Below are 25,925 nucleotides of genomic sequence, written 5' to 3'. Positions count from 1 at the left end.
TCGATCGACCTGAGGGGGAAGGGCATGCCAAAGGCAATTGACGACAAGCTGGTGCTGGCGATTTCTTCGCGGGCGCTGTTTGATTTGAGCGAAAGCCACAAGGTCTATCTGTCGAGCGGCGTCGAAGCCTACCGGCAGTATCAGATCGAACACGAAGACGAGATCCTTGAGCCCGGCGATGCTTTTCCGTTGGTGCAGAAACTCCTGAACCTCAACAATAGCCTGGGCCGCGCCCGGGTCGAGGTGATACTGGTGTCGCGCAATAGCGCCGACACCGGGCTGCGGGTGTTCAACTCGATCGACCACTACGGACTGGCGATTTCCCGTGCGGCATTCGTCGGCGGGCGTAGTCCGTATCCCTACCTCAAGGCCTTTGGCTGCGATCTGTTTCTCTCGACCCACGCCGAAGACGTACGCAATGCCCTGGACGCCGGATTCGCCGCGGCGACCATTCTGTCTGGCGGTGCCAGCCGGGCGGCCAGCGACGAGTTGCGCATTGCCTTCGACGGAGACGCGGTGCTGTTTTCCGATGAGTCGGAGCGCATTTATCAGGCCGGTGGTCTGGAGGCGTTCCAGGCCAGCGAGCGTGAGTCCGCTCGCGAGCCGTTGCGCGGTGGGCCGTTCAAGGGCTTTCTCGCGGCACTGAACCTGTTGCAGCGTGAGTTCCCGGAGGACGCCTGTCCGATTCGTACCGCGCTGGTCACGGCGCGATCGGCGCCCGCCCATGAGCGGGTCATCCGCACGTTACGCGAGTGGGACATCCGTCTCGACGAATCGTTGTTCCTTGGCGGCCTGACCAAGTCCGCCTTTCTCGAAGCCTTCGCCGCCGATGTGTTTTTCGACGATCAGGCCGGCCACTGCGAATTGGCCCGTGAAGTCGTCGCCACCGGTCATGTGCCCCACGGCATAAGCAACGAGCAAAAGGTTTAAGCCCGCCGTTCAATGTGTTGCGCCGGACGTCGTAGTCGCCAAGGCACTGCTAAGCTGAATCAAATGTCCGCCATGTTGGCAGTCGAGGAGGTCATATGATTCGTTCGATGCTGTACGCCACTGACCTTGGCCTGTACGCGCCCGTGGTGATGCAGCATGCCCTGGAGCTGGCCCGGACCTTCAATGCCAGTTTGTACGTTGTGCATGCGGTAGAGCCCATGGGGTTGTTTGCCGAATCGGTGCTGCAAAGTTATCTCGATGAACAGGCGCTGAACGAGTTTCACAGCCAGGGCCTGAGCACAGTGATTGCCAGTATTGAGCAGCGTGTGCTCGACAGTTTTCGTGAGGAACTGGGGGATGAAGGGGAGCACGACCTGGAGCGGATTCAGGCGGTAAGGGTGCTGCAGGGCGACCCATCGCAGGTGATTCTGGACCAGGCGCAGAAACTCTCCGTGGATTTGTTGATCGTAGGAAGTCACAGCCACGGTGCGGGTGCGGAAACGCCTTTGGGCCGCACCGCCGCCCGTGTGTTGCAACTGTCCAAGGTGCCGGTCTATCTGGTGCCGCTGGTGCAACGTCGTCGTCAAGGGGACCTCTAGGACCCGAATAATGGCAATCTGATAAAAAAGTTCTAGATTTATTCTTCGAACCATTAATATAGTTATATATCGTCGCTGATGCCCGTGGCGTCTACCTGCTTTGAGGGATTCATATGAAGCTTCAACAATTGCGCTACATCTGGGAAGTGGCGCACCACGACCTCAACGTTTCCGCTACAGCCCAAAGCCTTTACACCTCTCAACCGGGCATCAGCAAACAGATCCGTCTGCTGGAAGATGAACTGGGCGTCGAAGTCTTTGCCCGCAGCGGCAAGCACTTGACCCGGGTCACCCCGGCCGGTGAGCGCATCATCACCACCGCTGGCGAGATTCTGCGCAAGGTTGAAAGCATCAAGCAGATCGCCCAGGAATTCTCCAACGAGAAGAAAGGCACCCTGTCGATTGCCACCACTCACACCCAGGCGCGTTATGCGTTGCCGCCGGTGATCAGCAATTTCATCAAGCAATACCCGGACGTTGCCCTGCATATGCACCAGGGATCGCCGATGCAAATTGCCGAAATGGCTGCTGACGGCACCGTGGATTTCGCCATTGCCACCGAAGCGCTCGAACTGTTCGGTGATCTGGTGATGATGCCGTGCTACCGCTGGAACCGCTGCGTGGTCGTGCCTCAGGGCCACCCGCTGACCAAACTGTCGAAACTGACCCTCGAAGCGCTGGCCGAATACCCGATCGTGACCTACGTGTTCGGTTTTACCGGCCGATCGAAACTCGACGAAGCGTTCAGCCATCGAGGCCTGACGCCGAAAGTGGTGTTCACCGCCGCCGACGCCGACGTGATCAAGACTTATGTTCGCCTGGGTCTGGGCGTGGGCATCGTGGCGAAAATGGCGGTCGACACCAAACTCGACAGCGACCTGGTCGTTCTCGATGCCAGCGAACTGTTCGAGTCCAGCGTGACCAAGATCGGCTTCCGTCGCGGCACCTTCCTGCGTGGCTTCATGTGCGACTTTATCGAGAAATTCGCGCCGCACCTGACCCGCGAAGTCATGGCCAAGGCCATTCAATGCCACAACAAGCAGGAACTGGAAGAGCTGTTCGAAGGTGTCGAACTGCCAGTCCATTAAGCCCGTTTAAACGACCTCGGTGACAGCGAACTGTTGCCGAGCGCCCGCCACCGTAATTTCCACCTCGTCGCCCTCGAACTTGCCCAGCAGGCTTTTGCCCAGCGGTGAGCGCGGGGTGATGACGGTGATCAGTTGCCCCACCAGGTCGACTTTCAACCCGGCTGCATCAGGGGCGAGGAACAGCCATTGTTCGCGCCCCTTTTCGTCTTCGAGCCCGAGCAGCGCGCCGACTTCGATGCCCCGCTGTTCGTCATACGGGCGCAGGGCCAGGTTCTGGCAGAGGCTCAGTGACTGGCGGATTTCCTCGACCCTCTTGGCTTGCCCGGCCGCGAGATAGGACGCTTCGAGCCCCAGGGTGTCGTATTTGTTCTCGGCGATGTTTTCTTCATGGGTCGCCGTTTCGTAGGCGGTTTGCGCGGCCCGTTCGGCGATGTCGAGATCGATTTGCAGCTTGTCGAGAATCAGTTGGTGGACGGTGTGCTTATTCATGATCAATCGCAGAATTGCAGGACGTTGGCGCGGCTTTTTTCGCTGGGTGCAGTCCGGTCCTGTTGCAGCCAGAACTGACAGTTCGGGTTGGCCAGGTTGCGAGTGCTGCTGCGTGCCTGATCGAGCCGTTGTGCCTGCTCGTTTTTGCGCAGGTTTTCTTCATACTGCTCGAACAGCGGACTCTGTGGCGGGATGTCCGGCACCGGTTGAGTCACCACCGGTGGTTTGGCCAATTGCTCCACAGCTGCCGCCACGGGTGCCAATTGCTCGCTGAAAAGCAGGCGTGAAGCGAGCCAGCAGGTCAGCACAATGGCAATGAATCCTAGCCACATGCCGAGGGCGATGCTGCCGGTCAGTTGCAGGGCATTGAGGCTGATCGGGAAGGATCGGCGCGGAGCGGGGCGGTGGGGCATGGTTGCCTCCTGGCGAAAGGTCACTGGCGAGTGGCGATTGTCGCATGAAGAATAATCGTCGTCGGCTCTTCTGCGCGGGGTAATTTATGCGGACAATCGGCGCCTTTGCCAACGGGAGCCTGGAATGCCTGAACTGAAAACCCGCTGGGATATTTTTTGCACCGTGGTCGACAACTTCGGCGACATCGGCGTGACCTGGCGACTGGCCCGGCAACTGGTGGCCGAACATGGACTGGCGGTGCGTCTATGGGTCGATGATCTGCGAGCGTTCGAGCGCCTGTGTCCGCCAATCGACATCCACGCTGCGCAGCAATGGCAGCAAGGCGTCGAAGTGCGCCAATGGCCAGCCCAGTGGCAACGGGCCGAAGCCGCCGATGTGGTGATTGCTGCATTTGCCTGCCAATTGCCGAGCGCCTATATGGATGCCATGGCCGAACGGGAAAAGACCCCGCTGTGGATGAACCTCGACTACCTGAGTGCCGAGGACTGGGTGATCGGCTGTCACGGTTTGCCCTCGGTGAAGTACAAGAACGTCCAGAAGTTCTTTTTCTTCCCGGGTTTCCAGAAGGGCACTGGCGGATTGTTGCGTGAGCGCGGGTTGCTTGAGCGTCGCCGGCAATTTCAGCAGGACCCGCAAGCTCAGAGAGAATTCCTGCACGGTTTAGGGATTGATCCTGCACCCGGTGCACAGTTGATCTCATTGTTTGCCTACGAAAACACCGGGCTGGCCAGTTGGCTCGATGCCATGGCTGGCGATTCGACGGCCACTCACCTGCTGGTGCCGGAAGGGCGGGTTCTCGGCGACGTCGAGCATTGGCTCGGTGTGCAGGGCTTGGCGGCCGGTGCCGTGCATGTGCGTGACGCCTTGACCGTGCAAGTGCTGCCATTCGTCCGCCAGGACCAATACGACGGGTTGCTGTGGTGCTGCGATTTCAATGCCGTGCGTGGCGAAGATTCCTTTGTGCGCGCTCAATGGGCGGGCCGGCCATTTCTCTGGCACATCTACCGGCAGGAAGAAGATATCCATCTGGACAAGCTCGAAGCCTTCCTCGAACTCTATGTGAAGGGGTTATCGGACCCTGCGCGGGAGGCGATCAGCGGTCTCTGGCGGGCCTGGAACGCCGGTGAAAAAATGCCCGACCACTGGCAATCCACCCGTAAACACTGGCCAGAGCTGGAAAAACACGCCGAGGCGTGGTGTCTGGAACAGGCCTTGCAGGCCGATCTTGCCACGGCGCTGGTACAGTTTTATGGAAATTGGATATGATACGCGGCCTAGATTTTTGTAAATCCCATCCAAATTCGGATATTCGCAATGAAAACTGGTAAAGAACTGAAACCCGGTACCGTGATCCGTCTCGAAAACGATCCTTGGCTGGTTCAGAAAGCTGAATTCACCAAGTCGGGTCGTAACAGCGCGATCATGAAGACCAAGCTGAAAAACCTGCTGACCGGCTACAAGACCGAGATCGTTTACAGCGCCGACGACAAACTGGACGACGTAATCCTCGACCGCAAAGAAGCGACCCTGTCCTTCATCAGCGGCGACACCTACACGTTCATGGACACCACCGACTACACCATGTACGAGCTGAACGCCGAAGACATCGAAGCCGTTCTGCCTTTCGTTGAAGAAGGCATGACCGATGTTTGCGAAGCAATCTTCTTCGAAGAGCGTCTGGTTTCCGTAGAACTGCCGACCACCATCGTGCGTCAGGTTGACTACACCGAAGGTTCCGCTCGCGGTGACACTTCCGGCAAGGTCATGAAGCCTGCCAAACTGAAGAACGGTACCGAGCTGTCGGTTGCTGACTTCATCGAAATCGGCGACATGATCGAGATCGATACCCGCGAAGGCGGTTCCTACAAAGGCCGTGCCAAATAAGCACTGCTTGAGGAATGAAAAAGCCCGACCATTGAGTCGGGCTTTTTTGTGCCGGGTAGAAATGTGCGGGTTGACGCTGAGCCCTGTAGGAGCCCGGCTTGCCGGCGATGGCGTACTCGAGGCCGCCATCGCCGGCAAGCCGGGCTCCTACAGAAGAAGGTGTTATTTCTTTAGGTGTTGTTTCAACTCTTCAGACGCCTGCAACATCGCCGAACGCACCGCTGGCACCTGGCTCACCACGTTGAGCAAACCGTAGTCGTGGATCATGCCGTTGTAGCGCACCGAGGTCACCGGCACTCCGGCTTCATCGAGTTTGCGGGCGTAGGCTTCGCCTTCGTCGCGCAACACGTCGGCACCGGCGGTCTGTACCAAGGCTGGCGGCAACCCTTTCAACTGGGCAGTGGTGGCGCGTAGAGGTGAGGCGTAGATCTCGTTACGCTGGTTGGCGTCGGTGGTGTAGTTGTCCCAGAACCACTTCATCGCATTTTTACTGAGGAAGTACCCTTCGGAAAACTGGTTGTAGGACGCGGTTTCGAAGTTGGCATCCGTTACCGGCCACAGCAACACCTGGAACTTGATCGCCGGGGTTCCCTTGTCCTTGGCCATCAGTGCAACCACCGCCGCCATGTTGCCGCCGACACTGTTGCCGGCAACCGCCAGCCGCTTGCCATCGACGTTGATCTCCTTACCGTGCTCGGCCACCCATTTTGTCGCGGCGTAAGCCTGGTTGATCGCCACCGGGTAATGGGCTTCCGGCGACGGCGTGTAGTTCACGAACACGGCCGCTGCCCCCGAACCTGTCACCAGGTCACGCACCAGCCGCTCGTGGGTCGGGAAGTCCCCCAGTACCCAGCCGCCGCCGTGGAAGAACATGAACACCGGCAGCTCACCCTTGACCCCGGCCGGCCGGACGATGGTCAGGTTCAGCGGTTGGCCGTCGACTTGAATGGTCTTCTGGCTGACATCGGCTTTTGGCAGTGTCAGTTTCACCCCGGCCTGCACGCCCGTCAGTACGGCGCGGGCGTCTTTCGGGCTGAGTTGTTCAAGCGGCTTGCCGGTACCGGCATTCAGCACATCGAGGAATGCCTGGGTGTTGTGTTCAACCCCATCACTTGCGAACGCACCGTTGATCGACAGAGCGAGAAGGGTACCGGTCAAGACTTTGCTGAAAGTGTTCATGTTCGTTTCCTGTTCGGGCCTGGGTAGTCGGCGCTTAGACGGTTACGTGCAGGCGCACATCGACGTTGCCGCGGGTGGCATTGGAGTACGGGCAGACCTGGTGGGCGGCGTCGACCAGTGCCTGGGCATCGGCTTGTTCAAGACCCGGCAGGCTGATGTGCAGGTCGATGTCCAGGCCGAAACCGCCAGGGATCTGGCCGATGCCGACATGGGCAGTGATCGAAGCGTCGCTCGGAATGCTGCGCTTGGTCTGGCTGGCGACGAATTTCAGGGCGCCGATGAAGCAGGCGGAGTAACCGGCGGCGAACAGTTGCTCAGGGTTGGTGGCTGCACCGCCAGCACCGCCGAGTTCTTTCGGCGTGGCGAGTTTGACGTCGAGGATGTTGTCGCTGGAAACCGCACGACCGTCACGGCCACCGGTGGAAGTTGCGATTGCGGTGTAGAGAGTTTGCATGGTGAAAGCCTCGTTCAGGGGTATGGTTATTTGCGCTAAATGTTTGCGCGCTAAGTAAGTGCGAAATAAATGTATCGCGCCAATGTTTAGCGCGCAAGATAATTTTTCAAAGAAATTTGAAAAAACGAAAGGGCAGCGAGACGGTTATGCTCGGAAGTGTTGACTTAGAGCTATCGGCTGGGGGCAATCTTTTTTTCAGGAGGAGGTGACGAGCCCGAGTTTCTGGTGGGCCGCAAAGCTACTGTGGGAGCGAGCCTGCTCGCGATTGCGGTGTGTCAGTCACCATCTATGTTGAATGTGACATTGCATTCGCGAGCAGGCTCGCTCCCACAGAGGGGGGCTTGAAATTACAGGCTGTCTTGCAGGTGGCGACGCAGCGCTTGCAGCTCCGCTTGCAGGTTTTGCAGGCGCTCCAGTGTCATCCCGCTGGCGCCGAGGATGCATTGGGGAATATCACGTGCCTTGTCGCGCAACGCCCGGCCCTGTTCGGTGAGCTCGACAATCACCACGCGTTCATCTTCGCGGCTGCGGGTTCGGCTGAGCAGGCCTTCGGCTTCCAGGCGCTTGAGCAGCGGCGTCAAGGATCCAGGGTCGGTCAGCAATCGAGTGCTGATTTCGCCTACCGTCAAACCGTCCCTTTCCCACAACACCATCATCGCCAGGTATTGCGGGTAGGTCAGGTCCAGCGCCTGCAGCAGGGGCTTGTAGACCTTGGTCATCATCAGCGAAGTGGAGTGCAGGGCGAAGCAGGCCTGGTTATCCAGCAGCAGGTTGTCGCAGTTGTCCGGGGTGTTGCGCTCGGTGCTCATGTCGAAGCCTTGATCTGTGATCTTTGGAATCTAGCGGGCGAATCTTTAATGCGCCAGATAATTTTGATCAGTGCCGTTGCAAATGGGTTTGCAACAGCAGATCCCAGGGCGGCACCGGGCTGAAGCGGGTTTTCAGGTACTCCAGCAACAAGCGGCTACGGGAGTTGGGTTGTTGTTCCAGACGCAAGGCATAGATGCCGGCGTTTTCCGGTTTCGGCAGGTCGCTGTCGCAGAACAGCGGCAGCAACTCACCCCGCAACAGGTACTCGCTGGCCAGCCAGGTCGGTAGGTGCGCAATACCTAATCCGGCCAATGCGCCGCATACCAGCGCCTCGGCATTGTTGGCGCTCATGCGCACCCGCGCCGGCCGATGCAATTGCATTTGCCCGTCCCGTTCGAAACGCCAGGCGAAGGGCGGGGCCAGGCCATCCCAATCGAGTCCGTCGTGTTCAATCAGCTGTGACGGATCGGTCGGCACGCCGCGTCGGCGCAAATAGTCAGGGCTGGCGCAGGCAATACGCACCATGCTCGCCAGTGGCGTGGCCACCAGCCGGGTGTCGGCCAATTGCCCGGCGCGCAGCACCAGATCGACCTTGCCGAGGTTCTGGCCCTGCATGTCGACGAAACTGTCGATCAGGTGCAGTTGCACATCGAGTCCCGGATAGAGCATGAGGAAATCGGCAATCACCGGTGCCAGGTGCCGGCGCCCAAAGGCTGCTGGCGCATCGATACGAATCAGGCCTTCCGGCGCGCTGCTCAAGGACACGGCCTCGGCCCGGGCCAGGCGCAACTCGGCGACGATCCGCCGTGCTCGCTCGGCGAAGGCCAATCCTGCCGGGGTAGCGCGCACCGCATGCGTGCTGCGGATGAACAGCTGACTGCCGACCGCGTTTTCCAGGCTGTCGATACGCCGTGCCACGGCCGAAGGGGTCATCGGATGACGGCGCGAGGCGGCGGAAAAACTGCCGGTTTCCAGTACATCGAGGAATAAAGCCAGTTGGTCGGTCAGTTGGTTGGGGTTCATGGCAGTCTGCGCTTGTGCGAATTTGGCACAGCCATTGTGCGTCGCTGTGCGTTTCCGTGCCATAAGCAACTGCGTAGGATCAATGGCGTGATGTGAGGAGAAATCGGCCGTGATTGAGTTTCTGATGTACCTGGTGTTCGGTGCCGCCCTGGGCACGCTTGGCGGTTTGTTCGGCATCGGTGGTGGCCTGATTGCCATTCCGCTGTTGGGCGTGCTGTTCGGGCTCGATCAGCAGATCGCCCAAGGCACGGCATTGGTGATGGTCGTGCCGAACGTGATGCTGGCGCTGTGGCGCTACCATCAGCGCAACCGGATCGAGCTGCGCCACGCGCTACCGTTGGCCCTCATGGGGTTCTGCTTCGCCTGGCTCGGGTCGATCTGGGCGGTGGGCATCGATGCGCGAACCATGCGCATAGGTTTTGTCGCGTTTCTGATCGCACTGTCGGCGTACAACCTTGTTCGCATGTTCGCCGCACGCACCACGGCGGCGTCACAGATGAACTACTCATGGCCCTGGCTGGGCGTGCTGGGCGCTGCATCAGGCACAATGGGCGGATTGTTCGGCGTGGGTGGCGCGGTGGTGGCGACGCCGGTGTTGACCAGTCTGTTCGGCACCAGCCAGGTGGTTGCGCAGGGATTGTCGTTGGCGCTGGCCCTGCCGAGCACGGGGGTGACGCTGGTGACTTATGCCGTGCACCATCAGGTCAACTGGGGGATCGGCTTACCCTTGGCGGTCGGTGGGTTGATGAGCATCAGTTGGGGCGTGAAGGTTGCCCACGCCTTGCCGGAGCGGTTGCTGCGCGGGCTGTTTTGCGGGTTCCTGGTGTTCTGTGCGGTGACGCTCGCCTTCAAAGTTTGAAGCCATCAATGATGTGTTCGGCCAGGCACTCGGTGATCGGTGACGGGTTATGCAGGTTGCGCACGAGCATGATACTGGCCTCGGGCAGCAACGGTAGATCCTCGGCTTCACCCAGAATGCGCATGTCCGCGGTGATCAGGCTTTCAAGCTGCGCGGTCACTGCCAGGCCGGCGCTGACCACGGCCATGATCGCCGACAGGCTGTCGCTGTTGTACGCCACCCGGTAATCGCGCCCCCGGGCATCCAGGGCATTGCAGGCCCACTGGCGGCAGAAGCAATCGCTGTTGAACATCGCCAGTGGTAGCGGCGTTTGTTCGTGGGCGCTGTAGCATTGCGCCTCGGCCCAGACAAAACGTTCCTTGCGCAACAACTGGCCGATTTCGCTGCCCGGTTCGCGGGTCACGATGGACAGGTCCAGGTCCTGGCGCATCAACAGCTGTTTCGATGATTCGCAGTGCACTTCGATCTGGATCAGCGGATAGGACTGGGCAAACCGGCGCAGAATCCCTGGGAGAAATCGCATCACATAATCGTCCGGCGTACCGATGCGCACCGTGCCGACCATGTCGGGCTCACGCAGGGTATTGAAGACCTCGCTGTGCAGCTTGAGGATCCGCCGCGCATAGCCCAGCAGCACCTGGCCTTCGGCCGTCAGCCGCACCTGCCGTCCGTCGCGCTGGAACAGTTGGCGCTGCAGCACGTCTTCTTCCAGTCGTTTCATCTGCATGCTGACGGCTGACTGGGTACGGTTGACCATTTCACCGGCGCGGGTAAAGCCGCCCTGGTCGGCGATGGCGACGAAGGTGCGCAGCACTTCGGTATCGATACTCGGGTAGGCCGACATTCATCAATCTCCGAGATATGTGACATCAGAAACATTCGTTGGATTGATCTTAGACCCGGCGCGAGACTGGAGCCATCCAAACGGAGGGCAACAAGATGAAAGGTCAACATGAGTTCCACGGTGCGGAAAAACACTCCATTCACCTGATATCCGATCTGCTGCACAAGGTCGGCCGCTGGTATGAACTGCATCGCGAGCGCGAACTGCTGGCGAGCTTGAGCGACGAAGCACTCAAGGACATCGGCATGAGTCGTGCGGATGTGGAGAACGAGTCGATCAAACCGTTCTGGAGCGACCCGATGCATAAATGATCCGATTAATAAATGATGAATCCCACGCTACACAAACCCCTTACCGGTGAGGTAGGTTGCGAGCAGACAAGGAGATGCCCATGCCCGCAACATTGTCCTTTAACCTCAAACAGGCTCGGCGTCTGGCGCTGGCCGCCCAAGGGTTCAACGGGCGGCAGTCGCCAGCGGCGATCAAGGCTGTTGCGCTCAACCGTCTGATCGAACGGCTGGGCATTTTGCAGATCGACTCGGTCAATGCAGTGGTGCGTTCGCACTACCTTCCGCTGTTTTCCCGCCTTGGCCATTATTCCTCGGACTTGCTCGACCAGGCTGCCTGGAGCCAGGGCCGGCGTCGAACACTCTTTGAGTATTGGGGCCATGAAGCCTCGTTGTTGCCTCTTTCCCTGTACCCGCTGATGCGTTGGCGCATGCAGCGAGCGAGCCGTGGCGAAGATATCTATCAGCAATTGGCGCGTTTTGGGCGTGAGCAGCAAGACACGATTCGTCGCGTGCTGGCTTCGGTCGAGCAGCAGGGCGCGCTGGGTGCCGGGAGTCTGTCGACCCGTCAGGAGCGTGCCGGGCCCTGGTGGGACTGGAGTGCGGAAAAGCATGCGCTGGAATGGTTGTTCGCTGCCGGTAAAGTGACCGTTGCCGGACGGCGCGGGTTCGAAAGGCTCTACGATTTGCCGGAGCGGGTGATTCCCTCGGCGGTTCTTGCGCAGCCCGTCCTGGATGAAACTGACGCCCAGCGCGGCCTGTTACGGCATGCGGCAACGGCCTTGGGTGTCGCTACGGAGAAGGACTTGCGTGACTATTTCCGCCTGAACCCTGCGGACAGTCGTCCACGTTTGGCCGAGTTGGTCGAGGCCGGTGAATTGCTGGCCTGCGAAGTCCAGGGCTGGCGACAACCGGCCTATTGTCTGCCCGAGCCGAAGGTGCCGCGCAAAGTCGCGGCCAGTGCCTTGCTCTCGCCGTTCGATTCGCTGATCTGGGAGCGCAGCCGTACGGAGCGGCTGTTTGATTTCCGTTATCGGCTGGAAATCTACACGCCGCAGGACAAGCGCGTTTACGGCTATTACGTGCTGCCGTTTCTGCACAACGAACGGATTGCCGCACGGGTCGATCTGCGTGCCGAGCGGGCGGCGGGTCGTTTGGCTGTGCATGCGGTGCATGAAGAAGAAACGGGGCTGGATGACGAGGGGATGTTGGCGTTGGCGGTCAATCTGCGGCAAATGGCGGATTGGCTGGGGCTGGCGCAGGTTCAGTTGAATTGCCCGCGGGCGAGTGCGGCAAGATTGCGGGTGGCATTGGCACAAATTGGCGGTGACTGAGCTGGTCCCTTCGCGAGCAGGCTCGCTCCCACAGGGGAACGCGGTCCAATGTGGGAGCGAGCCTGCTCGCGATGAGGGCGCCGCGATTTAGCGCCGAACCTGCTTCAGCGTTTCAGCAATCAAAAACGCCAGTTCCAGCGACTGATCGGCATTCATCCGCGGGTCGCAATGGGTGTGGTAGCGATCCGACAAACCGTCCTCGGTAATCGGCCGCGCACCACCGATGCACTCGGTAACGTTCTGCCCGGTCATTTCGATATGGATACCACCGGCATAACTGCCTTCGGCTTCGTGCACCTGGAAGAACTGCTTCACCTCGCCAAGGATCTGCGCGAAGTCGCGGGTCTTGTAGCCGCTGCTGGCCTTGATGGTGTTGCCGTGCATCGGGTCGGAACTCCACAGCACCTGCTTGCCTTCACGCTGGACGGCACGGATCAGTTGCGGCAAGTGATCGCCGACCTTGTTCGCGCCCATCCGTGCGATCAGGTTCAGGCGGCCCGGATCATTGTCCGGGTTGAGCACGTCGATCAGGCGAATCAGGTCGTCGGGGTTCATGCTCGGGCCGACCTTGACCCCGATCGGGTTGTTCACCCCGCGCAGGAATTCGACGTGGGCGCCGTCGAGCTGGCGGGTGCGGTCGCCGATCCACAGCATGTGCGCCGAGCAATCGTAGTAATCGTTGGTCAGGCTGTCGCGACGCACGAAAGCTTCTTCGTAGTTCAGCAGCAGCGCTTCGTGGGCGGTGAAGAAACTGGTTTCGCGCAGCTGCGGCGAACTGTCCATGCCGCAGGCGCGCATGAACGCCAGGGTTTCATCGATGCGATCGGCCAGGTGGCTGTATTTTTCCGCCAGCGCCGAGTTGGCGATGAAGTCCAGATTCCACTTGTGCACCTGATGCAGATCGGCAAAACCGCCCTGGGCGAACGCGCGCAGCAGGTTCAGGGTGGCGGTGGACTGGTGATAGGACTGCAACAGGCGCTCGGGGTCCGGCACGCGGCTTTTTTCGTCGAAACCGATGCCGTTGACGATGTCGCCACGGTAGGCGGGCAGTGTCACGCCATCGATGGTTTCGTCGTTGGCCGAACGCGGCTTGGCGAACTGCCCGGCCATGCGCCCGACCTTGACCACCGGACAGCCGGCGGCAAAAGTCATCACGATGGCCATCTGCAGCAACACCTTGAAGGTGTCGCGGATTTTCGCCGCGGAGAATTCGGCGAAGCTTTCGGCGCAGTCGCCACCCTGCAGCAGAAACGCGCGGCCCTGGGTCACCTCGGCAAACTGACGGCGCAACTCACGGGCTTCACCGGCAAACACCAGCGGCGGATAGCTGGCCAGGGTCTGCTCGACCTGCTGCAAATGCGCGGCGTCGGGGTATCGGGGTTGTTGCTGGATCGGCAGGGCGCGCCAGCTGTCAGGGCTCCAGGGTTGGCTCATCACGGTCTCTAGTGTTTTCGCTCGGACGTCCATGTTATCAGCAAATTAGTGCGTGACCTGTTCCCGTCGCATCGCTGACAATCTCGCCTTTGCCGCTCTCTACACGCGGTGTTATTGCGTTGCCGGCCCCGGTGACGGTCAGGAGATGAAATGACTGAGGAACGCGTCGAGCATCTGCTCGCCGAGGTACAGGACGAATTCGGTGTGATTCGTGTGCTGGAAGTGGCCGATTACCGTTTTCTCGAGTTCGGTGATGCCATCGAGCAAAGCTGCGTGTTCACCGCCGATCCGAGCTGGCTCGAGTATGACTATACCCGGGCGATGCTGATCGGCGCGCTGTGCCATGAACTACCCGAAAGCGCACTGTTTCTCGGTCTCGGCGCCGGTACGCTGACCCAGGCCTGCCTCAAGTTCCTGCCGCTGGAAGATGTCGAAGCCATCGAGCTGCGCCCGGACGTGCCGCGCCTGGCCATTGAATATCTGGGGCTGGATGACGATCCGCGCCTGTACATCCGCGTTGGCGATGCGCTGGAGTTGCTGGATTCCGCAGAGTCGGCGGACCTGATTTTCGTCGACCTTTATACCGATGTCGGCCCGGGTGTCGGGCATCTGGCCTGGAGCTTTCTGGAAAACTGCCAGAAGCGATTGAATCCGGGTGGCTGGCTGGTCATCAATCAGTGGGCTACCGACGATGGCAAACCCCTGGGCGCCGCCTTGTTGCGCGGTTTGTATCACCGCCACTATTGGGAGCTGCCGGTGAAGGAGGGCAATGTGATCCTGATCGTGCCTTCGGAGCTGGATCAGGCGCTGGACATGGACGGCCTGATCGCCCGCGCCGAAGCGCTGGCGCCGCGGCTGGGGTATTCGTTGCAGTCGTTGATCAAGGCGATTCGCCCGGCGACCTGAGGAACGCGGATCCCCCTGTAGGAGCTGCCGAACCTTCGGGAGCTTCTACACGGATTTTCAGCAACCTTTGAAAATACCGGGCCGCCGTTCCACCATCGACCGCACACCTTCCTTGACATCCTCGCTCGCCATCAACTTCTTCACCAGCTGCGGCAACGCCTGTGCCGCTGCGGTTTCCCCTTCATAGCGGGCTTGTCGCGCAGACATCAGTGTCGCTTGAACGCCGAGCGGCGCCTGACGGGCGATCCGTTCGGCCAGTTCAATCGCCCGGGGCAGCAAGTCCTCGCTGGCCATGACCTCCTGCACCAGACCCAGGTGCAAGGCGTCACGGGCGTCGAACTCATCCCCGGTCAACAGCCAGCGCATGGCATTGCCCCAGCCGGCCACCTGATGCAGGCGCAGGGTGGCACCGCCGAACGGGAAGATCCCGCGTTGCACTTCCATCTGCGCGAACCGGGTGTTGCTGGCGCACAGGTTGATGTCGGCGGCCAGCATCAGCTCGATGCCGATGGTCAGGCAATAACCCTGGGCGGCGACAATCACCGGTTTGCTGACCCTGGGACCGGCAAACACCGCCCACGGATCACAGCCGCCGGGTGGAACCTGCCAGCCATCTGACAGGGTGACGCTGGCATTGACCAGATCGAGCCCGGCGGTAAAGTGCTCGCCATGAGCGAACACCACCGCCACGCGCGCCTCGCTGTCGGCCTCGAATTCGCCATAGGCCAGACTCAGCGCGTTGAGCAGGTCGAGATCGAAGGCGTTGCGCTTGGCCACCCGATCCAGACCGATCAGGAACACATGGCCGCGCCGTTCGCGGCTGACTCGACTGGAGCTGGGCTGATTCATGGAGTGGTCCTCGGGGGTGGGAAAGGCGTGCCGGACCTGCGGTCTGCACGGTATAGGGTGAACCGTTTTAGCGCCATCACCCGCAAGGCCGGGCCTTTGAAAAATAGACGGCTGACCGATTATTCGCAAAGCCTGTGACACAACGGTGTATCCGGTGGATTTCCGATAAAAAAAGCTCCCTTTTTTAACGAATTCCGGTATAGTGCGCGCCGGCCTTTAACCGGGCCGCGTTTAGGTAGCGCAATTCCCCGAAGCCAGCTTCGGCTGCACGTCCGCCCAGCGGACTCTTCCTTGACGATTCTTTTCATTCATTCGTTTTCGCAAATCCCCGCCGACAAAGCTGCCAGGGCGACTCTTGAGTCTCAACACGGCATGTGCAGCTTTGGAGCATGGGTCTTTGCGGATGCACTTAGAGGCAGACCCATGACCCAGGAAATCGGCGGCTTCGCCGCTCTTGAACTTCATCCAAATATTGTCGCTGCAGTAGTCGCTACCGGCTATGAAGAGCCTTCGGCCATTCAGCAGCAGTCGATCCCGATCATTCTCGCCGGTCACGATATGATTGGTCAGGCGCAAACCGGTACCGGTAAAACCGCTGCCTTTGCCCTACCAATTCTGCACCGCATTGATCCGTCCAAGCGCGAGCCGCAAGCTCTGATCCTGGCCCCAACTCGTGAGTTGGCGCTACAAGTTGCAACCGCTTTCGAAACCTACGCCAAGCAAATGCCGGGCGTGACTGTTGTGGCTGTCTACGGCGGCGCGCCGATGGGCCCACAACTGAAAGCAATCCGTAATGGCGCACAAATCGTTGTCGCCACTCCGGGCCGTCTGTGCGACCACCTGCGTCGCGACGAAAAAGTACTGGCGACCGTGAACCACCTGGTTCTCGACGAAGCCGACGAAATGCTCAAGCTGGGCTTCATGGACGACCTGGAAGTCATCTTCAAGGCCATGCCGGAAACCCGTCAGACCGTGCTGTTCTCGGCAACCTTGCCTCAGTCGATCCGTGCCATCGCCGAACGCCACCTGCGCGATCCGAAGCACGTCAAGATTCAGAGCAAGACCCAGACCGTTACCGCGATCGAGCAGGCTCACCTGCTGGTTCACGCTGACCAGAAGACTTCGGCCGTTCTCAGCTTGCTGGAAGTGGAAGATTTCGACGCCCTGATCATGTTCGTGCGCACCAAGCAAGCGACCCTGGACCTGGCCAGTGCCCTGGAAGCCAAAGGCTACAAAGCCGCTGCGCTGAACGGTGACATCGCCCAGAACCAGCGCGAGCGCGTGATCGACTCCCTCAAGGATGGCCGTCTGGACATCGTTGTGGCGACCGACGTTGCCGCTCGTGGCCTGGACGTTCCGCGCATCACTCACGTGTTCAACGTTGACATGCCGTACGATCCAGAGTCCTACGTTCACCGTATCGGCCGTACCGGCCGTGCCGGTCGCGAAGGTCGTGCACTGCTGCTGGTGACTCCGCGTGAGCGCCGCATGCTGCAAGTGATCGAGCGTGTAACCGGTCAGAAGGTTGCTGAGGTTCGCCTGCCGGACGCTCAAGCCGTTCTGGATGCGCGCATCAAGAAACTGACCAACAGCCTGTCGCCGCTGGTGGCTGAAGCCGAATCGACCCACGGTGATCTGCTCGATCGCCTGACCGCCGACATCGGTTGCAGCCCGCGTGCCCTGGCCGCAGCCCTGCTGCGCAAGGCAACCAACGGTCAAGCGCTGAACCTGGCCGCTATCGAGAAGGAGCGTCCACTGGTGCCGAACAATGCACCGCGTGGCGATCGTCCAGAGCGTTCCGGTGATCGTCCTGAGCGTGGCGACCGCGAGCGTCGCGCTCCGATGCCACTGGGCGAAGGCCGTGCACGTTGCCGTACCGCGCTGGGCGCGCGTGACGGTATCGCTGCCAAGAACCTGCTGGGCGCCATCCTCAACGAAGGTGGTCTGGCGCGTGAAGCGATCGGCCGCATCCAGGTGCGTGACAGCTTCAGCCTCGTCGAGCTGCCGGAAGATGGTCTGGAGAAGTTGCTGACCAAGCTGAAGGACACTCGCGTTGCCGGCAAGCAGTTGAAGCTGCGTCGCTACCGCGAAGATTGATCCGCTCTCGGGCTGATTGATCGAACATGAAAAATCCCCGACTGGTTCGGGGATTTTTTTTGCCTGTAAAAAAGATCGCAGCCTGCGGCAGCTCCTACAGGGGATCGCATTTCTTCTGTAGGAGCTGCCGCAGGCTGCGATCTTTGATTTTTGGGTTAGCCGAAACGATAGATGTCCATGCCCAGTGCACCCATGGTGAACCCCTGATGGGCAATGCTGAACGGCCCACCGGCGGCGCGGGCAAAGTACAGCGGCAAGAGGTGTTCGTCGCTGGGGTGGTTGCGCACGGCATGGGGTGCCTGCGCGCGATAGTCATGCAGTGCGGCTTCGTCGTTCGCTGCGAGTTTCTCGATCATCCAGTCGCGAAACGCCAGCGCCCAGGGCTCCACACTCTCGGGGCCGGCGTGCCAGTCCAGCTCCCGCAGGTTATGAGTGATGCTGCCGGAGCCAATCAGCAGGACGCCGTGCTCGCGCAGGCTGGCCAGCGCGTGACCAACGCGGGTCTGCAGAGTGGGGCCGGCCCGGGTGGGCAGCGAAACCTGGACAATCGGGATGTCTGCTTGCGGGTACATCAGCGATAAAGGCACCCAGACGCCATGGTCGAAAGGCCGATTGCTGTCGATGCGCGCAGGAAAACCAGCGGTTTTCAGTAGCTCGGTAACCTCGGCGGCGAGTCGCGGGTCGCCGGGTGCCGGGTACTGGACCTCGAACAGGGCTTTGGGGAATCCACCGAAGTCATGCCAGGTTTCAGGCTGCGGATTGCCGCTGACCAGCAGCTCATTGCTTTCCCAGTGCGCAGACACAATCACGATGCCTTTGGGCTTGGGGATCTCGGCGGCCAGGCGGGCGAGTGCCGGTCCGCTGGCACCGGGTTCCAGGGCGAGCATGGGGGAGCCGTGGGATATGTACAGGCTGGGGAACATGAATGAGCTCCTGAGAGTTAAGATGCAACATCTTCAGTCAGATCATTAATCTAAATCTAATATAAGTTTTAGGGTGTTTTGATCGAATTTTCGGGGTTATTTATGCAGCCGGAGTTTTGGCACAAGAAATGGGCAGCGAATCAGATCGGCTTTCACCTGCCGCAGGTGAACCCTTATCTGAAACGGTTCTGGCCAGCGTTAAGCCTTGAAGAGGGGGCACGCGTGTTGGTGCCGTTATGTGGAAAAAGCCTGGATTTGCTTTGGCTCGCCCATCAGGGCCATGAGGTCCTGGGAGTCGAACTGTCGGAAAAAGCCATCGAGGAGTTTTTCAGCGAGCATGGCTTTGATCCGGCCGTCAGTGAGCAGGGGCCTTTCAAGGTCTATCGGGCAGGTTCCATCGAGCTTTGGTGTGGCAATTTCTTTGAGCTGACGGCCGGTGACACGGCTGATTGCTCCGCGCTCTATGATCGTGCCGCGTTGATTGCGTTGCCGGCGGAAATGCGAGAGCGCTATGCCGCTCATTTGAAGCGGATACTGCCGAAGGAGTCCCATGGTCTGGTGATTACCCTGGACTATGACCAGGCGCAGATGCCCGGCCCGCCGTTTGCCGTACTCGATGATGAGGTGCGGAAGTTGTTTGGGGACTCATGGTCGCTGAAGATCCTGGAAGATCAGGATGTGTTGAGCGAAAGCGGGAAGTTTCTTGAGGCAGGTGTCACGCGGCTGGAGGAGCGGGTGTATCGGGTTACCAGTCGGTAATAGTGGCTGTCTGCACCGGCCTCTTCGCGGGCAAGCCCGCTCCCACAGGGATCGCGGTCCAATGTGGGAGCGGGCTTGCCCGCGAAGAGGCCCTGAAAAACACCGAAGTATTCAAGCAGACAAAAAAGGCCCGCATCGCTGCGGGCCTTTTCATTTGCGGTGGAACCTCTTAGCCGCGACGTCGAGCCAGGGCGTCGATGCGTTCTTCCAGTGGCGGGTGGCTCATGAACATGCGAGCGAACCCTTGCTTGATGCCACCATTGATGCCGAAGGCGTTCAGGGTGTCGGGCATGTGCACCGGCAGGCCTTGTTCCGCCCGCAGGCGTTGCAGGGCGCCGATCATTGCGGCAGTGCCGGCCAGGTTTGCACCGGCTTCGTCGGCACGGAATTCACGCTTGCGCGAGAACCACATGACGATGGCGCTGGCCAGGATGCCCAGAACCAGTTCGGCGAAGATGGTCGCCACGTAGTAGGCAATGCCCTGGCCTTCTTCGTTCTTGAAGATCACCTTGTCGACGAAATTGCCGATGATCCGGGCGAAGAACATCACGAAGGTGTTCACCACGCCCTGGATCAGCGCCAGGGTAACCATGTCGCCATTGGCCACGTGGCCGATTTCGTGGGCCAGGACGGCTTTTACTTCATCGGGCGAAAAGCGCTCGAGCAAGCCCTGGCTCACGGCGACCAGTGCGTCGTTCTTGTTCCAGCCAGTGGCGAAGGCGTTCGCCTCGTAGGCGGGGAAAATGCCGACTTCGGGCATCTTGATCCCGGCTTCGCGGGACAGTTGCTCGACGGTTTGCAGCAGCCATTGCTCGTGACGGGTGCGTGGCTGGGTGATGATCTGGGTGCTGGTGCTCATTTTCGCCATCCACTTGGAGATGAACAGCGAGAACAGTGAACCGGCGAAACCAAAGACCGCACAGAAAATCAGCAGCTGATTGAGGTTGAGGTCAACCCCATTGGCCGCCATGAACCCGTTGAAGCCGAAAAGGCTCAGGGTGATGCTGGCAATCAGCACGACCGCCAGGTTAGTGGCCAAGAACAGCAGGATGCGCATCATGGTTGTAGAAATCTCCTCATGCTAAAGATGTAGCGTACTGCGGGGTATATAAGGTGCTGCACCGGGGTATTCAACCGGGTGACTATTTCAAACTGTGTCCTACGGCAATAGTTTAGCTGCTTGCAGGGCGTTTCCGACGCGAGTGCAGGAAGTGTTTGTCAGTCAATTCATGTCGAAGGCCCCGCCTTTGTTAGGCGCGAGCAGGCACGGCGTTATCCGGCAGCGAGCCAAACGACTGCCAGTGAAGCAATGCAAACAAATGTTGCCGGATGAAAATCACCGTGCGACGCGCAGGCGTGTCGCACGGTGACGGCTCGCTTACTGGCGGTAGGACTTGAGGAAGCCGCCGATGCGTCCGATGGCCATCTCCAGGTCATCGACACGTGGCAGGGTCACGACGCGGAAGTGGTCTGGCCATGGCCAGTTGAATGCGGTGCCTTGAACCACCAGCAGCTTTTCGGAGAGCAGCAGGTCGAGGACGAATTTCTCGTCGTTGTGGATCGGGCAGACTTTCGGGTCGATGCGCGGGAATGCGTACAGCGCGCCCATCGGCTTGACGCAGCTCACGCCCGGAATGTCATTGAGCAATTCCCAGGTGCGGTTGCGCTGTTCGAGCAAGCGACCTTGCGGCAGTACCAGGTCATTGATGCTCTGGTAGCCACCCAGGGCGGTCTGGATCGCATGCTGGCTCGGCACGTTGGCGCACAGGCGCATGTTCGCCAGCATGTCGATGCCTTCGATGTAGCTCTGGGCGTGGTGTTTCGGACCGGAAATGGCGATCCAGCCGGAGCGGAAACCGGCGACGCGATAGGACTTGGACAGACCGTTGAAAGTCAGGCAGAGCAGGTCCGGCGCCAGGGAGGCGGTGCAGATGTGCACGGCATCGTCGTAGAGGATCTTGTCGTAGATCTCGTCGGAGAACACCACCAGGTTGTGCTGGCGGGCCAGTTCCAGCATGCCCAGCAGCACTTCCTTCGAATACACCGCGCCGGTCGGGTTGTTCGGGTTGATGATCACCAGGGCCTTGGTGTTCGGGGTGATCTTGGCCTTGATGTCGGCCAGGTCTGGCCACCAGTTGGCTTGCTCGTCGCACAGGTAATGCACCGGATTGCCGCCGGACAGGCTCACGGCGGCGGTCCAAAGCGGGTAGTCAGGCGCAGGTACCAGCACTTCGTCGCCATTGTTGAGCAGGGCCTGCATCGACATCACGATCAGTTCGGAAACACCATTGCCCAGGTAGATGTCTTCAATGCCGACGCCTTCTACCTGCTTTTGCTGGTAATACTGCATCACGGCCTTGCGCGCACTGAACAGGCCCTTGGAGTCGCTATAGCCCTGGGCGGTCGGCAGGTTGCGGATCACGTCCTGGAGGATTTCATCCGGCGCTTCGAAACCAAAAGGCGCCGGATTGCCGATGTTCAGCTTGAGGATGCGATGGCCTTCCTCTTCCAGGCGCTTGGCGTGCTTGAGCACCGGGCCGCGAATGTCGTAGCAGACGTTGGCGAGCTTGTTCGATTTGCTGACCTGCATGGCGATGTGTTCCCGAAAATGAACGATCCAGACGGCGTTTGGACAGCCGTGCTGGGAATCCTGCGTATTCACACAGGCCCGGCGCCTTGAGATGCAGCACCCATATTTCCGTTTGAATGCGCGTGGTCTGGCTGCCAGACTGGCGTTTGACGAGGCGCAATCATACGTGCCGCCCGATCCGTGGAAAAGGTACAGATCGGGCTTTTTCAGCCGCTGAGGTGTGATGATGGAAAAGTTGGAAAAAACCCTGGAAGAATGGAAGGCGATGCTCGATCCAGAGCAGTACAACGTGTGCCGCCTCAAAGGCACCGAACGTCCGTTTTCCGGTAAATACAACGCCACCAAAACCGACGGTGTCTACCACTGCATCTGCTGTAGCGAACCGCTGTTCGACTCCACGACCAAATTCGATTCCGGCTGCGGCTGGCCGAGTTTCTACGCGCCGATCGGCGACAGCGCCATGACCGAGATCCGTGATGTCAGCCACGGCATGATCCGCACCGAAGTGGTCTGCGCCAAATGCGACGCGCACCTGGGGCATGTTTTCCCAGATGGTCCGCCGCCGACTGGCCTGCGTTATTGCATCAACTCGGTGTGCCTGGACCTGGTTCCCCGCGACTGATCCGAAGCGAGCGGACCATGCGCTGAACCTGTAGGAGCTGCCGCAGGCTGCGATCCTTTGATCTTGATCTTCTGGGATCCAGAAAAAACAAAATCAAAAGATCGCAGCCTGCGGCAGCTCCTACAGGTTGTGTGCCGGATAGCTGGCCCGACTTGATTATTTAAATTGCACACAATTCAATTGCTCGCTATTTTGTTGTCTCTGGCATTCACTCGGAACCTCAAACATGAGCGACAACCTGCTGAGCATCCCTTGCACCACGATCAAGGGAGAGCAAAAGACCCTGGCGGATTTCGCCGGCAAGGCCGTGCTGGTGGTCAACACGGCCAGCAAGTGCGGGTTCACCCCGCAATACAAAGGCCTGGAAGAGTTGTGGCAGACCTACAAGGACCAGGGCCTGGTGGTGCTCGGTTTTCCCTGCAATCAGTTCGGCAAGCAAGAGCCGGGCAATGAAGGGGCGATCTCCGAATTCTGCGAGCTGAACTTTGGTGTCAGCTTCCCGTTGTTCAAAAAGATCGAAGTCAACGGCGCCGGCACCCATCCCTTGTTCGTGCAGTTGAAAAAGCGCGCTCCGGGTGTGCTGGGTTCCCAGGGCATCAAGTGGAACTTCACCAAGTTCCTGATCGGCAAGGACGGGCAACTGGTCAAGCGCTTCGCCCCGGCGACCAAGCCGCAGGACCTGACCCGCGAGATCGAAGCCCTGCTCAAATGAACACCTTGTCCGTCGATTCCCTGAAGCTCGACAGCCAGCTGTGTTTCAAGCTGTACGCAGCTTCCCGTGCGGTCATTCGCGCCTACAAGCCAATGCTCGATCAGTTGGGCCTGACTTACCCTCAGTACCTGGCGATGCTGGTGCTGTGGGAGTGGCAGGAAGCAGCCCCCGAGCAACCGACCGTGAAGGCACTGGGTGAGCGTCTGGCCCTGGATTCCGGCACGTTGACCCCCTTGCTCAAGCGCCTCGAACAACTGCAACTGGTGCAGCGTCAGCGTTCGGCGCGCGATGAGCGTGAAGTGCACCTGAGCCTGTCGCCAGCCGGAACGGCCTTGCGCGATCAGGTCGGGCCACTCAAGGCGCGGTTGTTGTGCGACAGTGGGGTCGACCTGAATCGTCTCAACGACTTGCGCGATGGTCTCGACCACCTGTTGGGACAGATCAGGGCGCTGTCGTAGCGGGAATCCACAAGTCCAGCAGGGCGGCCAGTTCTTCGCGCCGGAAGGGTTTGGCCAGGTAGTCGCTCATGCCCGCGGCACGACAGCGTTCGCGCTCCTCCGACATGGCGTTGGCCGTCAGGGCGACGATGGGCAGTTGGGGCCAGCGTCCGCTGCGGCGGATCTGCCGGCTGGCTTCATAGCCATCCATCACCGGCATGTTGCAGTCCATCAGCACCAGGTCGAACTCCCGTTGTTCGAGTTGATCCAGGGCCTCGGCACCATGGGCCGCGGTGGTGACCTCGCAGCCGAGTTTGCCGAGCATGCCCTTGGCCACCAGTTGGTTCACCGGATTATCTTCCACCAGCAGCACGCGCCCGCGACGTAGCGGGCTTTGCGTTTCGTGCCGGACATCGTTGATCGGGTGGATTTCCGGTTGCAGGATCCGCCGCAAGCTCTGATACAGCGTACTGCGGGCCAGGGGGCGTGCCTGTTGTTGCAAGGGGGCGAGGGCGTTTACCTCTTCGCCGGGCATGAAATTGCCATACGCGGTGATCAGCAGGATCGGCGCGCTGAGGGCGGGGCGCAAATTGAACAGGCATTCGGGGCAGTCGGTGATGAGCACGTCGGCTGCCAGGCCAAGCAGTGAGTCATCCATGGAACGCCGTTCATAGTCCAGCCCCCAGCCAGGCAACAGGCTGTTCAGCAGTTCGCCCAGCCCGCTGCTGGCGGCCGTGATGGCGACGACTTTGCCATTGAGCGAAACAGCAGGCATTGCGCGGGTATGGCTGGGTAATGGCAGATCGGCGCAGAACTGACTGCCAAAACCCGCTTCGGAACTGATCGTCAGGCGCCCTTGCATGGCTTCGCAAAGGTTGTAGGTCAGCGCCAGGCCCAGCCCGGTGCCGCCAAATTGGCGGGTAATACCGGCACCGGCCTGGGTGAAAGGCTGGAAGATCCTGGCCTGGGCTTCCTGAGGGATGCCGATGCCGGTGTCGCACACTTCGATTCTGACGCCGTCCCCGAACGTCGACAGGCGTACGTCGACACGCCCAAAACGGGTGAACTTGAGGGCGTTGGACAGCAGGTTACTGACGATCTGCCGCACCCGGGTCGGATCGCCGAGCACCAGTGCCGGGAAATGCGGATCGATCAGACAGGTCAGTTCGACGCTGGGGGCGGCGTTCTGCGACAGCAGGTTGGCGGTGTCCTCGATCAGCGAACCGAGGTCGAAGGGGATGTGTTCGAGTTCAAGTTGACCGGCATCGAACTTCGACAAATCGAGGATATCGTTGAGCAGTTCCACCAGTACCTTGCCCGAGTCATGGGCAATCGACAGTTGTTGCTGTTGTTCGGCATTCAGCGGTCCGTCGAGGGACAGCGCGATCATCCCGAGCAAGCCATTGAGGGGCGTGCGGATTTCATGGCTCATGTTGGCCAGGAACACCGAGCGGGCTTCGGCCATGTCGAGGGCGGTACTGCGCGCGGCTTCCAGTTCCTCGTTGGATTGGCTCAGCCGGGCGTTGATTGCCTTGAGTTCCGCGGTGCGGGCCGAGACGATGTTTTCCAGTTGGCCAAGATAATCGGTCAGGCGGTTTTCCGCGTTGCGCCGCTGCTGGATTTCGGTGGCGATGTTTTTGAATTGCTGGTTGGCAACCTTGACCAGTACACCGATCTCATCGTTGGCGTGCCCGGCAGGACACTCCAGCGACGTCGGTTCGGTGTTGCCCGGGTCGCGACCGCTGAGTTCACGGATCACTCGCACCAAGGGTTTGGTCAGCATCACATAGAACAGCGCCAGCAGGATGCCGGACAGCAGCAGGCTGCGGGCGAAGCCATTGATCAGGGTCACTTCGGCCCGGCGCAGGAACCGGTTGCCGAAGGCGTAAGTATCGACCTTCAGCCGCAGCGTACCCAGGGATTCGTTGGGTAAATGATCCAGGTAAAGCCGGTCTTCGAACTGTCGGCTGGCACCGAACAGGAAGTCACTGAGCATCCGGTAGCCGTTTTGCGCCTCGGATCGCTTGGAGTTGGCCAGCACGGTGCCGTTGTTGTCGGTCAGTTTCGCGCCGATGATCGCCGGCGAGCGCAGCAGGCCCTGGGTCAGTTCCTTGGCGAGTTCGGCGTCGATGTTGTAGGCGATTCGCGAGGCCGGGTTGTGGCTGATTTCCAGTAATGAAAGGATTTCACGATTGATGGAGGCGTCTTCACTGGCATAATCGATGCCTATTTGCAGCAGGCTGAGCAGCGTGCCCAGAATGAAACCGACCAGCACGGTCAGCCGGGCTTGCTTGAATGACAGCCGGTTGGTGAATTTGATGTCCATGGGGGGGTGAACCACTTCCGTTTCCTTTCGCTGCTCAAGCATAGTCGATCATGCCTGCCTGTTGATGTTCTCGCGA

27 protein-coding genes are annotated in these 25,925 nt (G+C 60.0%); 14 read left to right on the top strand and 13 right to left on the bottom strand.

All coding sequences use genetic code 11. The annotated features are described in order from the left end of the window. Nucleotides 1-24 precede the first annotated feature (24 nt). The 3 genes from CD175_RS10895 to cysB all read left to right on the top strand — a co-directional run bounded on the left by CD175_RS10895 (nucleotide 25) and on the right by cysB (nucleotide 2,617). The gene (locus CD175_RS10895; RefSeq protein ID WP_104448926.1) at nucleotides 25-930 is read left to right on the top strand and encodes a 5'-nucleotidase; all 906 of its coding nucleotides are present in this window, start codon (nucleotides 25-27) and stop codon (nucleotides 928-930) included. Between the two features lie 95 nt (nucleotides 931-1,025). Beyond that, a complete protein-coding gene (locus CD175_RS10890) occupies nucleotides 1,026-1,529 on the top strand; it encodes a universal stress protein (protein ID WP_104448925.1) in 504 nt (167 codons plus the stop codon). Between the two features lie 113 nt (nucleotides 1,530-1,642). Further along, nucleotides 1,643-2,617: an HTH-type transcriptional regulator CysB gene (gene cysB / locus CD175_RS10885; protein WP_015094029.1), complete on the top strand. Its 975-nt coding sequence runs from the start codon at nucleotides 1,643-1,645 to the stop codon at nucleotides 2,615-2,617. A 6-nt stretch (nucleotides 2,618-2,623) separates the two neighbouring features. Here cysB and CD175_RS10880 read toward each other — a convergent pair whose 3' ends face one another. Together CD175_RS10880 and CD175_RS10875 are read right to left on the bottom strand one after the other, a co-directional pair. Further along, nucleotides 2,624-3,106, bottom strand: a complete 483-nt coding sequence (locus CD175_RS10880; protein WP_015094030.1) for a GreA/GreB family elongation factor — start codon at nucleotides 3,104-3,106, stop codon at nucleotides 2,624-2,626. A gap of 2 nt (nucleotides 3,107-3,108) precedes the next feature. Further along, complete coding sequence (locus CD175_RS10875) at nucleotides 3,109-3,519, bottom strand: hypothetical protein (protein ID WP_104448924.1); 411 nt, start codon at nucleotides 3,517-3,519, stop codon at nucleotides 3,109-3,111. Between the two features lie 124 nt (nucleotides 3,520-3,643). Here CD175_RS10875 and earP point away from each other — a divergent pair, with 124 nt between their 5' ends. Together earP and CD175_RS10865 are read left to right on the top strand one after the other, a co-directional pair. After that, nucleotides 3,644-4,786: an elongation factor P maturation arginine rhamnosyltransferase EarP gene (earP, locus tag CD175_RS10870; protein ID WP_104448923.1), complete on the top strand. Its 1,143-nt coding sequence runs from the start codon at nucleotides 3,644-3,646 to the stop codon at nucleotides 4,784-4,786. Nucleotides 4,787-4,834: 48 nt separating this feature from the next. Further along, nucleotides 4,835-5,404: an elongation factor P gene (locus tag CD175_RS10865; RefSeq protein ID WP_007943632.1), complete on the top strand. Its 570-nt coding sequence runs from the start codon at nucleotides 4,835-4,837 to the stop codon at nucleotides 5,402-5,404. 162 nt (nucleotides 5,405-5,566) lie between these two features. Here the strand turns inward: CD175_RS10865 and CD175_RS10860 are convergent, their stop codons facing one another. The 4 genes from CD175_RS10860 to CD175_RS10845 all read right to left on the bottom strand — a co-directional run bounded on the left by CD175_RS10860 (nucleotide 5,567) and on the right by CD175_RS10845 (nucleotide 8,870). Beyond that, complete coding sequence (locus CD175_RS10860; protein ID WP_104448922.1) at nucleotides 5,567-6,583, bottom strand: alpha/beta hydrolase; 1,017 nt, start codon at nucleotides 6,581-6,583, stop codon at nucleotides 5,567-5,569. Nucleotides 6,584-6,617: 34 nt separating this feature from the next. Then, the gene (locus tag CD175_RS10855; protein WP_007973539.1) at nucleotides 6,618-7,037 is read right to left on the bottom strand and encodes an organic hydroperoxide resistance protein; all 420 of its coding nucleotides are present in this window, start codon (nucleotides 7,035-7,037) and stop codon (nucleotides 6,618-6,620) included. 347 nt (nucleotides 7,038-7,384) lie between these two features. Further along, nucleotides 7,385-7,846, bottom strand: a complete 462-nt coding sequence (locus tag CD175_RS10850; RefSeq protein WP_104448921.1) for a MarR family winged helix-turn-helix transcriptional regulator — start codon at nucleotides 7,844-7,846, stop codon at nucleotides 7,385-7,387. A 67-nt stretch (nucleotides 7,847-7,913) separates the two neighbouring features. Then, the gene (locus CD175_RS10845) at nucleotides 7,914-8,870 is read right to left on the bottom strand and encodes a LysR family transcriptional regulator (RefSeq protein ID WP_104448920.1); all 957 of its coding nucleotides are present in this window, start codon (nucleotides 8,868-8,870) and stop codon (nucleotides 7,914-7,916) included. 124 nt (nucleotides 8,871-8,994) lie between these two features. On the opposite strand from CD175_RS10845, the gene CD175_RS10840 reads away from it, so the two are divergent. After that, nucleotides 8,995-9,729, top strand: a complete 735-nt coding sequence (locus CD175_RS10840; RefSeq protein WP_104449426.1) for a sulfite exporter TauE/SafE family protein — start codon at nucleotides 8,995-8,997, stop codon at nucleotides 9,727-9,729. Here the strand turns inward: CD175_RS10840 and CD175_RS10835 are convergent. Then, nucleotides 9,719-10,573, bottom strand: a complete 855-nt coding sequence (locus tag CD175_RS10835) for a LysR substrate-binding domain-containing protein (protein ID WP_104448919.1) — start codon at nucleotides 10,571-10,573, stop codon at nucleotides 9,719-9,721. The two genes, CD175_RS10840 and CD175_RS10835, sit on opposite strands and share 11 nt — an antisense overlap. Nucleotides 10,574-10,668: 95 nt before the next feature. On the opposite strand from CD175_RS10835, the gene CD175_RS10830 reads away from it, so the two are divergent. Both CD175_RS10830 and CD175_RS10825 read left to right on the top strand, forming a co-directional pair. Further along, nucleotides 10,669-10,884 (top strand): DUF1127 domain-containing protein, encoded by a 216-nt coding sequence (locus CD175_RS10830; protein WP_007973532.1) that lies wholly within the window; start codon nucleotides 10,669-10,671, stop codon nucleotides 10,882-10,884. Between the two features lie 80 nt (nucleotides 10,885-10,964). Beyond that, nucleotides 10,965-12,194, top strand: coding sequence for a winged helix-turn-helix domain-containing protein (locus CD175_RS10825; protein ID WP_104448918.1), 1,230 nt, complete (start codon nucleotides 10,965-10,967; stop codon nucleotides 12,192-12,194). Between the two features lie 87 nt (nucleotides 12,195-12,281). On the opposite strand, the gene CD175_RS10820 is transcribed toward CD175_RS10825, so the two are convergent. Next, the gene (locus CD175_RS10820; protein WP_007973530.1) at nucleotides 12,282-13,628 is read right to left on the bottom strand and encodes a class II 3-deoxy-7-phosphoheptulonate synthase; all 1,347 of its coding nucleotides are present in this window, start codon (nucleotides 13,626-13,628) and stop codon (nucleotides 12,282-12,284) included. 150 nt (nucleotides 13,629-13,778) lie between these two features. On the opposite strand from CD175_RS10820, the gene CD175_RS10815 reads away from it, so the two are divergent. Continuing rightward, a complete protein-coding gene (locus CD175_RS10815; protein WP_104448917.1) occupies nucleotides 13,779-14,534 on the top strand; it encodes a spermidine synthase in 756 nt (251 codons plus the stop codon). Between the two features lie 57 nt (nucleotides 14,535-14,591). Here CD175_RS10815 and CD175_RS10810 read toward each other — a convergent pair whose 3' ends face one another. After that, nucleotides 14,592-15,383: a crotonase/enoyl-CoA hydratase family protein gene (locus tag CD175_RS10810; RefSeq protein ID WP_104448916.1), complete on the bottom strand. Its 792-nt coding sequence runs from the start codon at nucleotides 15,381-15,383 to the stop codon at nucleotides 14,592-14,594. A 423-nt stretch (nucleotides 15,384-15,806) separates the two neighbouring features. Between CD175_RS10810 and CD175_RS10800 the strand changes: the two genes are divergently transcribed. Next, nucleotides 15,807-17,480, top strand: a complete 1,674-nt coding sequence (locus CD175_RS10800; RefSeq protein ID WP_007973525.1) for a DEAD/DEAH box helicase — start codon at nucleotides 15,807-15,809, stop codon at nucleotides 17,478-17,480. Nucleotides 17,481-17,635: 155 nt separating this feature from the next. On the opposite strand, the gene CD175_RS10795 is transcribed toward CD175_RS10800, so the two are convergent. Further along, complete coding sequence (locus CD175_RS10795) at nucleotides 17,636-18,403, bottom strand: DODA-type extradiol aromatic ring-opening family dioxygenase (RefSeq protein ID WP_104448915.1); 768 nt, start codon at nucleotides 18,401-18,403, stop codon at nucleotides 17,636-17,638. 102 nt (nucleotides 18,404-18,505) lie between these two features. On the opposite strand from CD175_RS10795, the gene CD175_RS10790 reads away from it, so the two are divergent. Next, entirely contained in the window at nucleotides 18,506-19,162 is a 657-nt protein-coding gene (locus CD175_RS10790; RefSeq protein WP_104448914.1) for a thiopurine S-methyltransferase, read from the top strand. Nucleotides 19,163-19,331: 169 nt separating this feature from the next. On the opposite strand, the gene htpX is transcribed toward CD175_RS10790, so the two are convergent. Both htpX and CD175_RS10780 read right to left on the bottom strand, forming a co-directional pair. Then, nucleotides 19,332-20,222 (bottom strand): protease HtpX, encoded by an 891-nt coding sequence (gene htpX, locus CD175_RS10785; protein WP_007973520.1) that lies wholly within the window; start codon nucleotides 20,220-20,222, stop codon nucleotides 19,332-19,334. A gap of 318 nt (nucleotides 20,223-20,540) precedes the next feature. Then, nucleotides 20,541-21,752, bottom strand: coding sequence for a pyridoxal phosphate-dependent aminotransferase (locus tag CD175_RS10780; protein WP_007973513.1), 1,212 nt, complete (start codon nucleotides 21,750-21,752; stop codon nucleotides 20,541-20,543). 226 nt (nucleotides 21,753-21,978) lie between these two features. Between CD175_RS10780 and msrB the strand changes: the two genes are divergently transcribed. From msrB to CD175_RS10765, 3 genes are all read left to right on the top strand, one after another. Further along, a complete protein-coding gene (msrB, locus tag CD175_RS10775; RefSeq protein ID WP_104448913.1) occupies nucleotides 21,979-22,374 on the top strand; it encodes a peptide-methionine (R)-S-oxide reductase MsrB in 396 nt (131 codons plus the stop codon). Between the two features lie 226 nt (nucleotides 22,375-22,600). Next, entirely contained in the window at nucleotides 22,601-23,086 is a 486-nt protein-coding gene (locus CD175_RS10770) for a glutathione peroxidase (protein WP_104448912.1), read from the top strand. Beyond that, the gene (locus CD175_RS10765) at nucleotides 23,083-23,544 is read left to right on the top strand and encodes a MarR family winged helix-turn-helix transcriptional regulator (protein WP_007973507.1); all 462 of its coding nucleotides are present in this window, start codon (nucleotides 23,083-23,085) and stop codon (nucleotides 23,542-23,544) included. Before CD175_RS10770 ends, CD175_RS10765 begins: the two co-directional genes overlap by 4 nt. Here the strand turns inward: CD175_RS10765 and CD175_RS10760 are convergent. After that, nucleotides 23,528-25,849: a hybrid sensor histidine kinase/response regulator gene (locus tag CD175_RS10760; RefSeq protein WP_104448911.1), complete on the bottom strand. Its 2,322-nt coding sequence runs from the start codon at nucleotides 25,847-25,849 to the stop codon at nucleotides 23,528-23,530. The genes CD175_RS10765 and CD175_RS10760 overlap by 17 nt on opposite strands. Nucleotides 25,850-25,925: the final 76 nt, after the last annotated feature.

It is taken from the genome of Pseudomonas laurylsulfatiphila (genome assembly GCF_002934665.1).
GTDB classification, from domain to species: Bacteria; Pseudomonadota; Gammaproteobacteria; order Pseudomonadales; family Pseudomonadaceae; genus Aquipseudomonas; species Aquipseudomonas laurylsulfatiphila.
The sequence above is the reverse complement of the archived record's forward strand: the minus strand, read 5'-3'. Positions and strand labels throughout refer to the sequence as shown.

Excerpts from the sequence above, each read along its gene's own strand:
- CD175_RS10895 (WP_104448926.1), top strand. The coding sequence starts at position 25 with ATGCCAAAGGCAATTGACGACAAGCTGGTGCTGGCGATTTCTTCGCGG.
- CD175_RS10890 (WP_104448925.1), top strand. The coding sequence starts at position 1,026 with ATGATTCGTTCGATGCTGTACGCCACTGACCTTGGCCTGTACGCGCCC.
- cysB (WP_015094029.1), top strand. The coding sequence starts at position 1,643 with ATGAAGCTTCAACAATTGCGCTACATCTGGGAAGTGGCGCACCACGAC.
- CD175_RS10880 (WP_015094030.1), bottom strand. The coding sequence starts at position 3,106 with ATGAATAAGCACACCGTCCACCAACTGATTCTCGACAAGCTGCAAATC.
- CD175_RS10875 (WP_104448924.1), bottom strand. The coding sequence starts at position 3,519 with ATGCCCCACCGCCCCGCTCCGCGCCGATCCTTCCCGATCAGCCTCAAT.
- earP (WP_104448923.1), top strand. The coding sequence starts at position 3,644 with ATGCCTGAACTGAAAACCCGCTGGGATATTTTTTGCACCGTGGTCGAC.
- CD175_RS10865 (WP_007943632.1), top strand. The coding sequence starts at position 4,835 with ATGAAAACTGGTAAAGAACTGAAACCCGGTACCGTGATCCGTCTCGAA.
- CD175_RS10860 (WP_104448922.1), bottom strand. The coding sequence starts at position 6,583 with ATGAACACTTTCAGCAAAGTCTTGACCGGTACCCTTCTCGCTCTGTCG.
- CD175_RS10855 (WP_007973539.1), bottom strand. The coding sequence starts at position 7,037 with ATGCAAACTCTCTACACCGCAATCGCAACTTCCACCGGTGGCCGTGAC.
- CD175_RS10850 (WP_104448921.1), bottom strand. The coding sequence starts at position 7,846 with ATGAGCACCGAGCGCAACACCCCGGACAACTGCGACAACCTGCTGCTG.
- CD175_RS10845 (WP_104448920.1), bottom strand. The coding sequence starts at position 8,870 with ATGAACCCCAACCAACTGACCGACCAACTGGCTTTATTCCTCGATGTA.
- CD175_RS10840 (WP_104449426.1), top strand. The coding sequence starts at position 8,995 with ATGTACCTGGTGTTCGGTGCCGCCCTGGGCACGCTTGGCGGTTTGTTC.
- CD175_RS10835 (WP_104448919.1), bottom strand. The coding sequence starts at position 10,573 with ATGTCGGCCTACCCGAGTATCGATACCGAAGTGCTGCGCACCTTCGTC.
- CD175_RS10830 (WP_007973532.1), top strand. The coding sequence starts at position 10,669 with ATGAAAGGTCAACATGAGTTCCACGGTGCGGAAAAACACTCCATTCAC.
- CD175_RS10825 (WP_104448918.1), top strand. The coding sequence starts at position 10,965 with ATGCCCGCAACATTGTCCTTTAACCTCAAACAGGCTCGGCGTCTGGCG.
- CD175_RS10820 (WP_007973530.1), bottom strand. The coding sequence starts at position 13,628 with ATGAGCCAACCCTGGAGCCCTGACAGCTGGCGCGCCCTGCCGATCCAG.
- CD175_RS10815 (WP_104448917.1), top strand. The coding sequence starts at position 13,779 with ATGACTGAGGAACGCGTCGAGCATCTGCTCGCCGAGGTACAGGACGAA.
- CD175_RS10810 (WP_104448916.1), bottom strand. The coding sequence starts at position 15,383 with ATGAATCAGCCCAGCTCCAGTCGAGTCAGCCGCGAACGGCGCGGCCAT.
- CD175_RS10800 (WP_007973525.1), top strand. The coding sequence starts at position 15,807 with ATGACCCAGGAAATCGGCGGCTTCGCCGCTCTTGAACTTCATCCAAAT.
- CD175_RS10795 (WP_104448915.1), bottom strand. The coding sequence starts at position 18,403 with ATGTTCCCCAGCCTGTACATATCCCACGGCTCCCCCATGCTCGCCCTG.
- CD175_RS10790 (WP_104448914.1), top strand. The coding sequence starts at position 18,506 with ATGCAGCCGGAGTTTTGGCACAAGAAATGGGCAGCGAATCAGATCGGC.
- htpX (WP_007973520.1), bottom strand. The coding sequence starts at position 20,222 with ATGATGCGCATCCTGCTGTTCTTGGCCACTAACCTGGCGGTCGTGCTG.
- CD175_RS10780 (WP_007973513.1), bottom strand. The coding sequence starts at position 21,752 with ATGCAGGTCAGCAAATCGAACAAGCTCGCCAACGTCTGCTACGACATT.
- msrB (WP_104448913.1), top strand. The coding sequence starts at position 21,979 with ATGGAAAAGTTGGAAAAAACCCTGGAAGAATGGAAGGCGATGCTCGAT.
- CD175_RS10770 (WP_104448912.1), top strand. The coding sequence starts at position 22,601 with ATGAGCGACAACCTGCTGAGCATCCCTTGCACCACGATCAAGGGAGAG.
- CD175_RS10765 (WP_007973507.1), top strand. The coding sequence starts at position 23,083 with ATGAACACCTTGTCCGTCGATTCCCTGAAGCTCGACAGCCAGCTGTGT.
- CD175_RS10760 (WP_104448911.1), bottom strand. The coding sequence starts at position 25,849 with ATGGACATCAAATTCACCAACCGGCTGTCATTCAAGCAAGCCCGGCTG.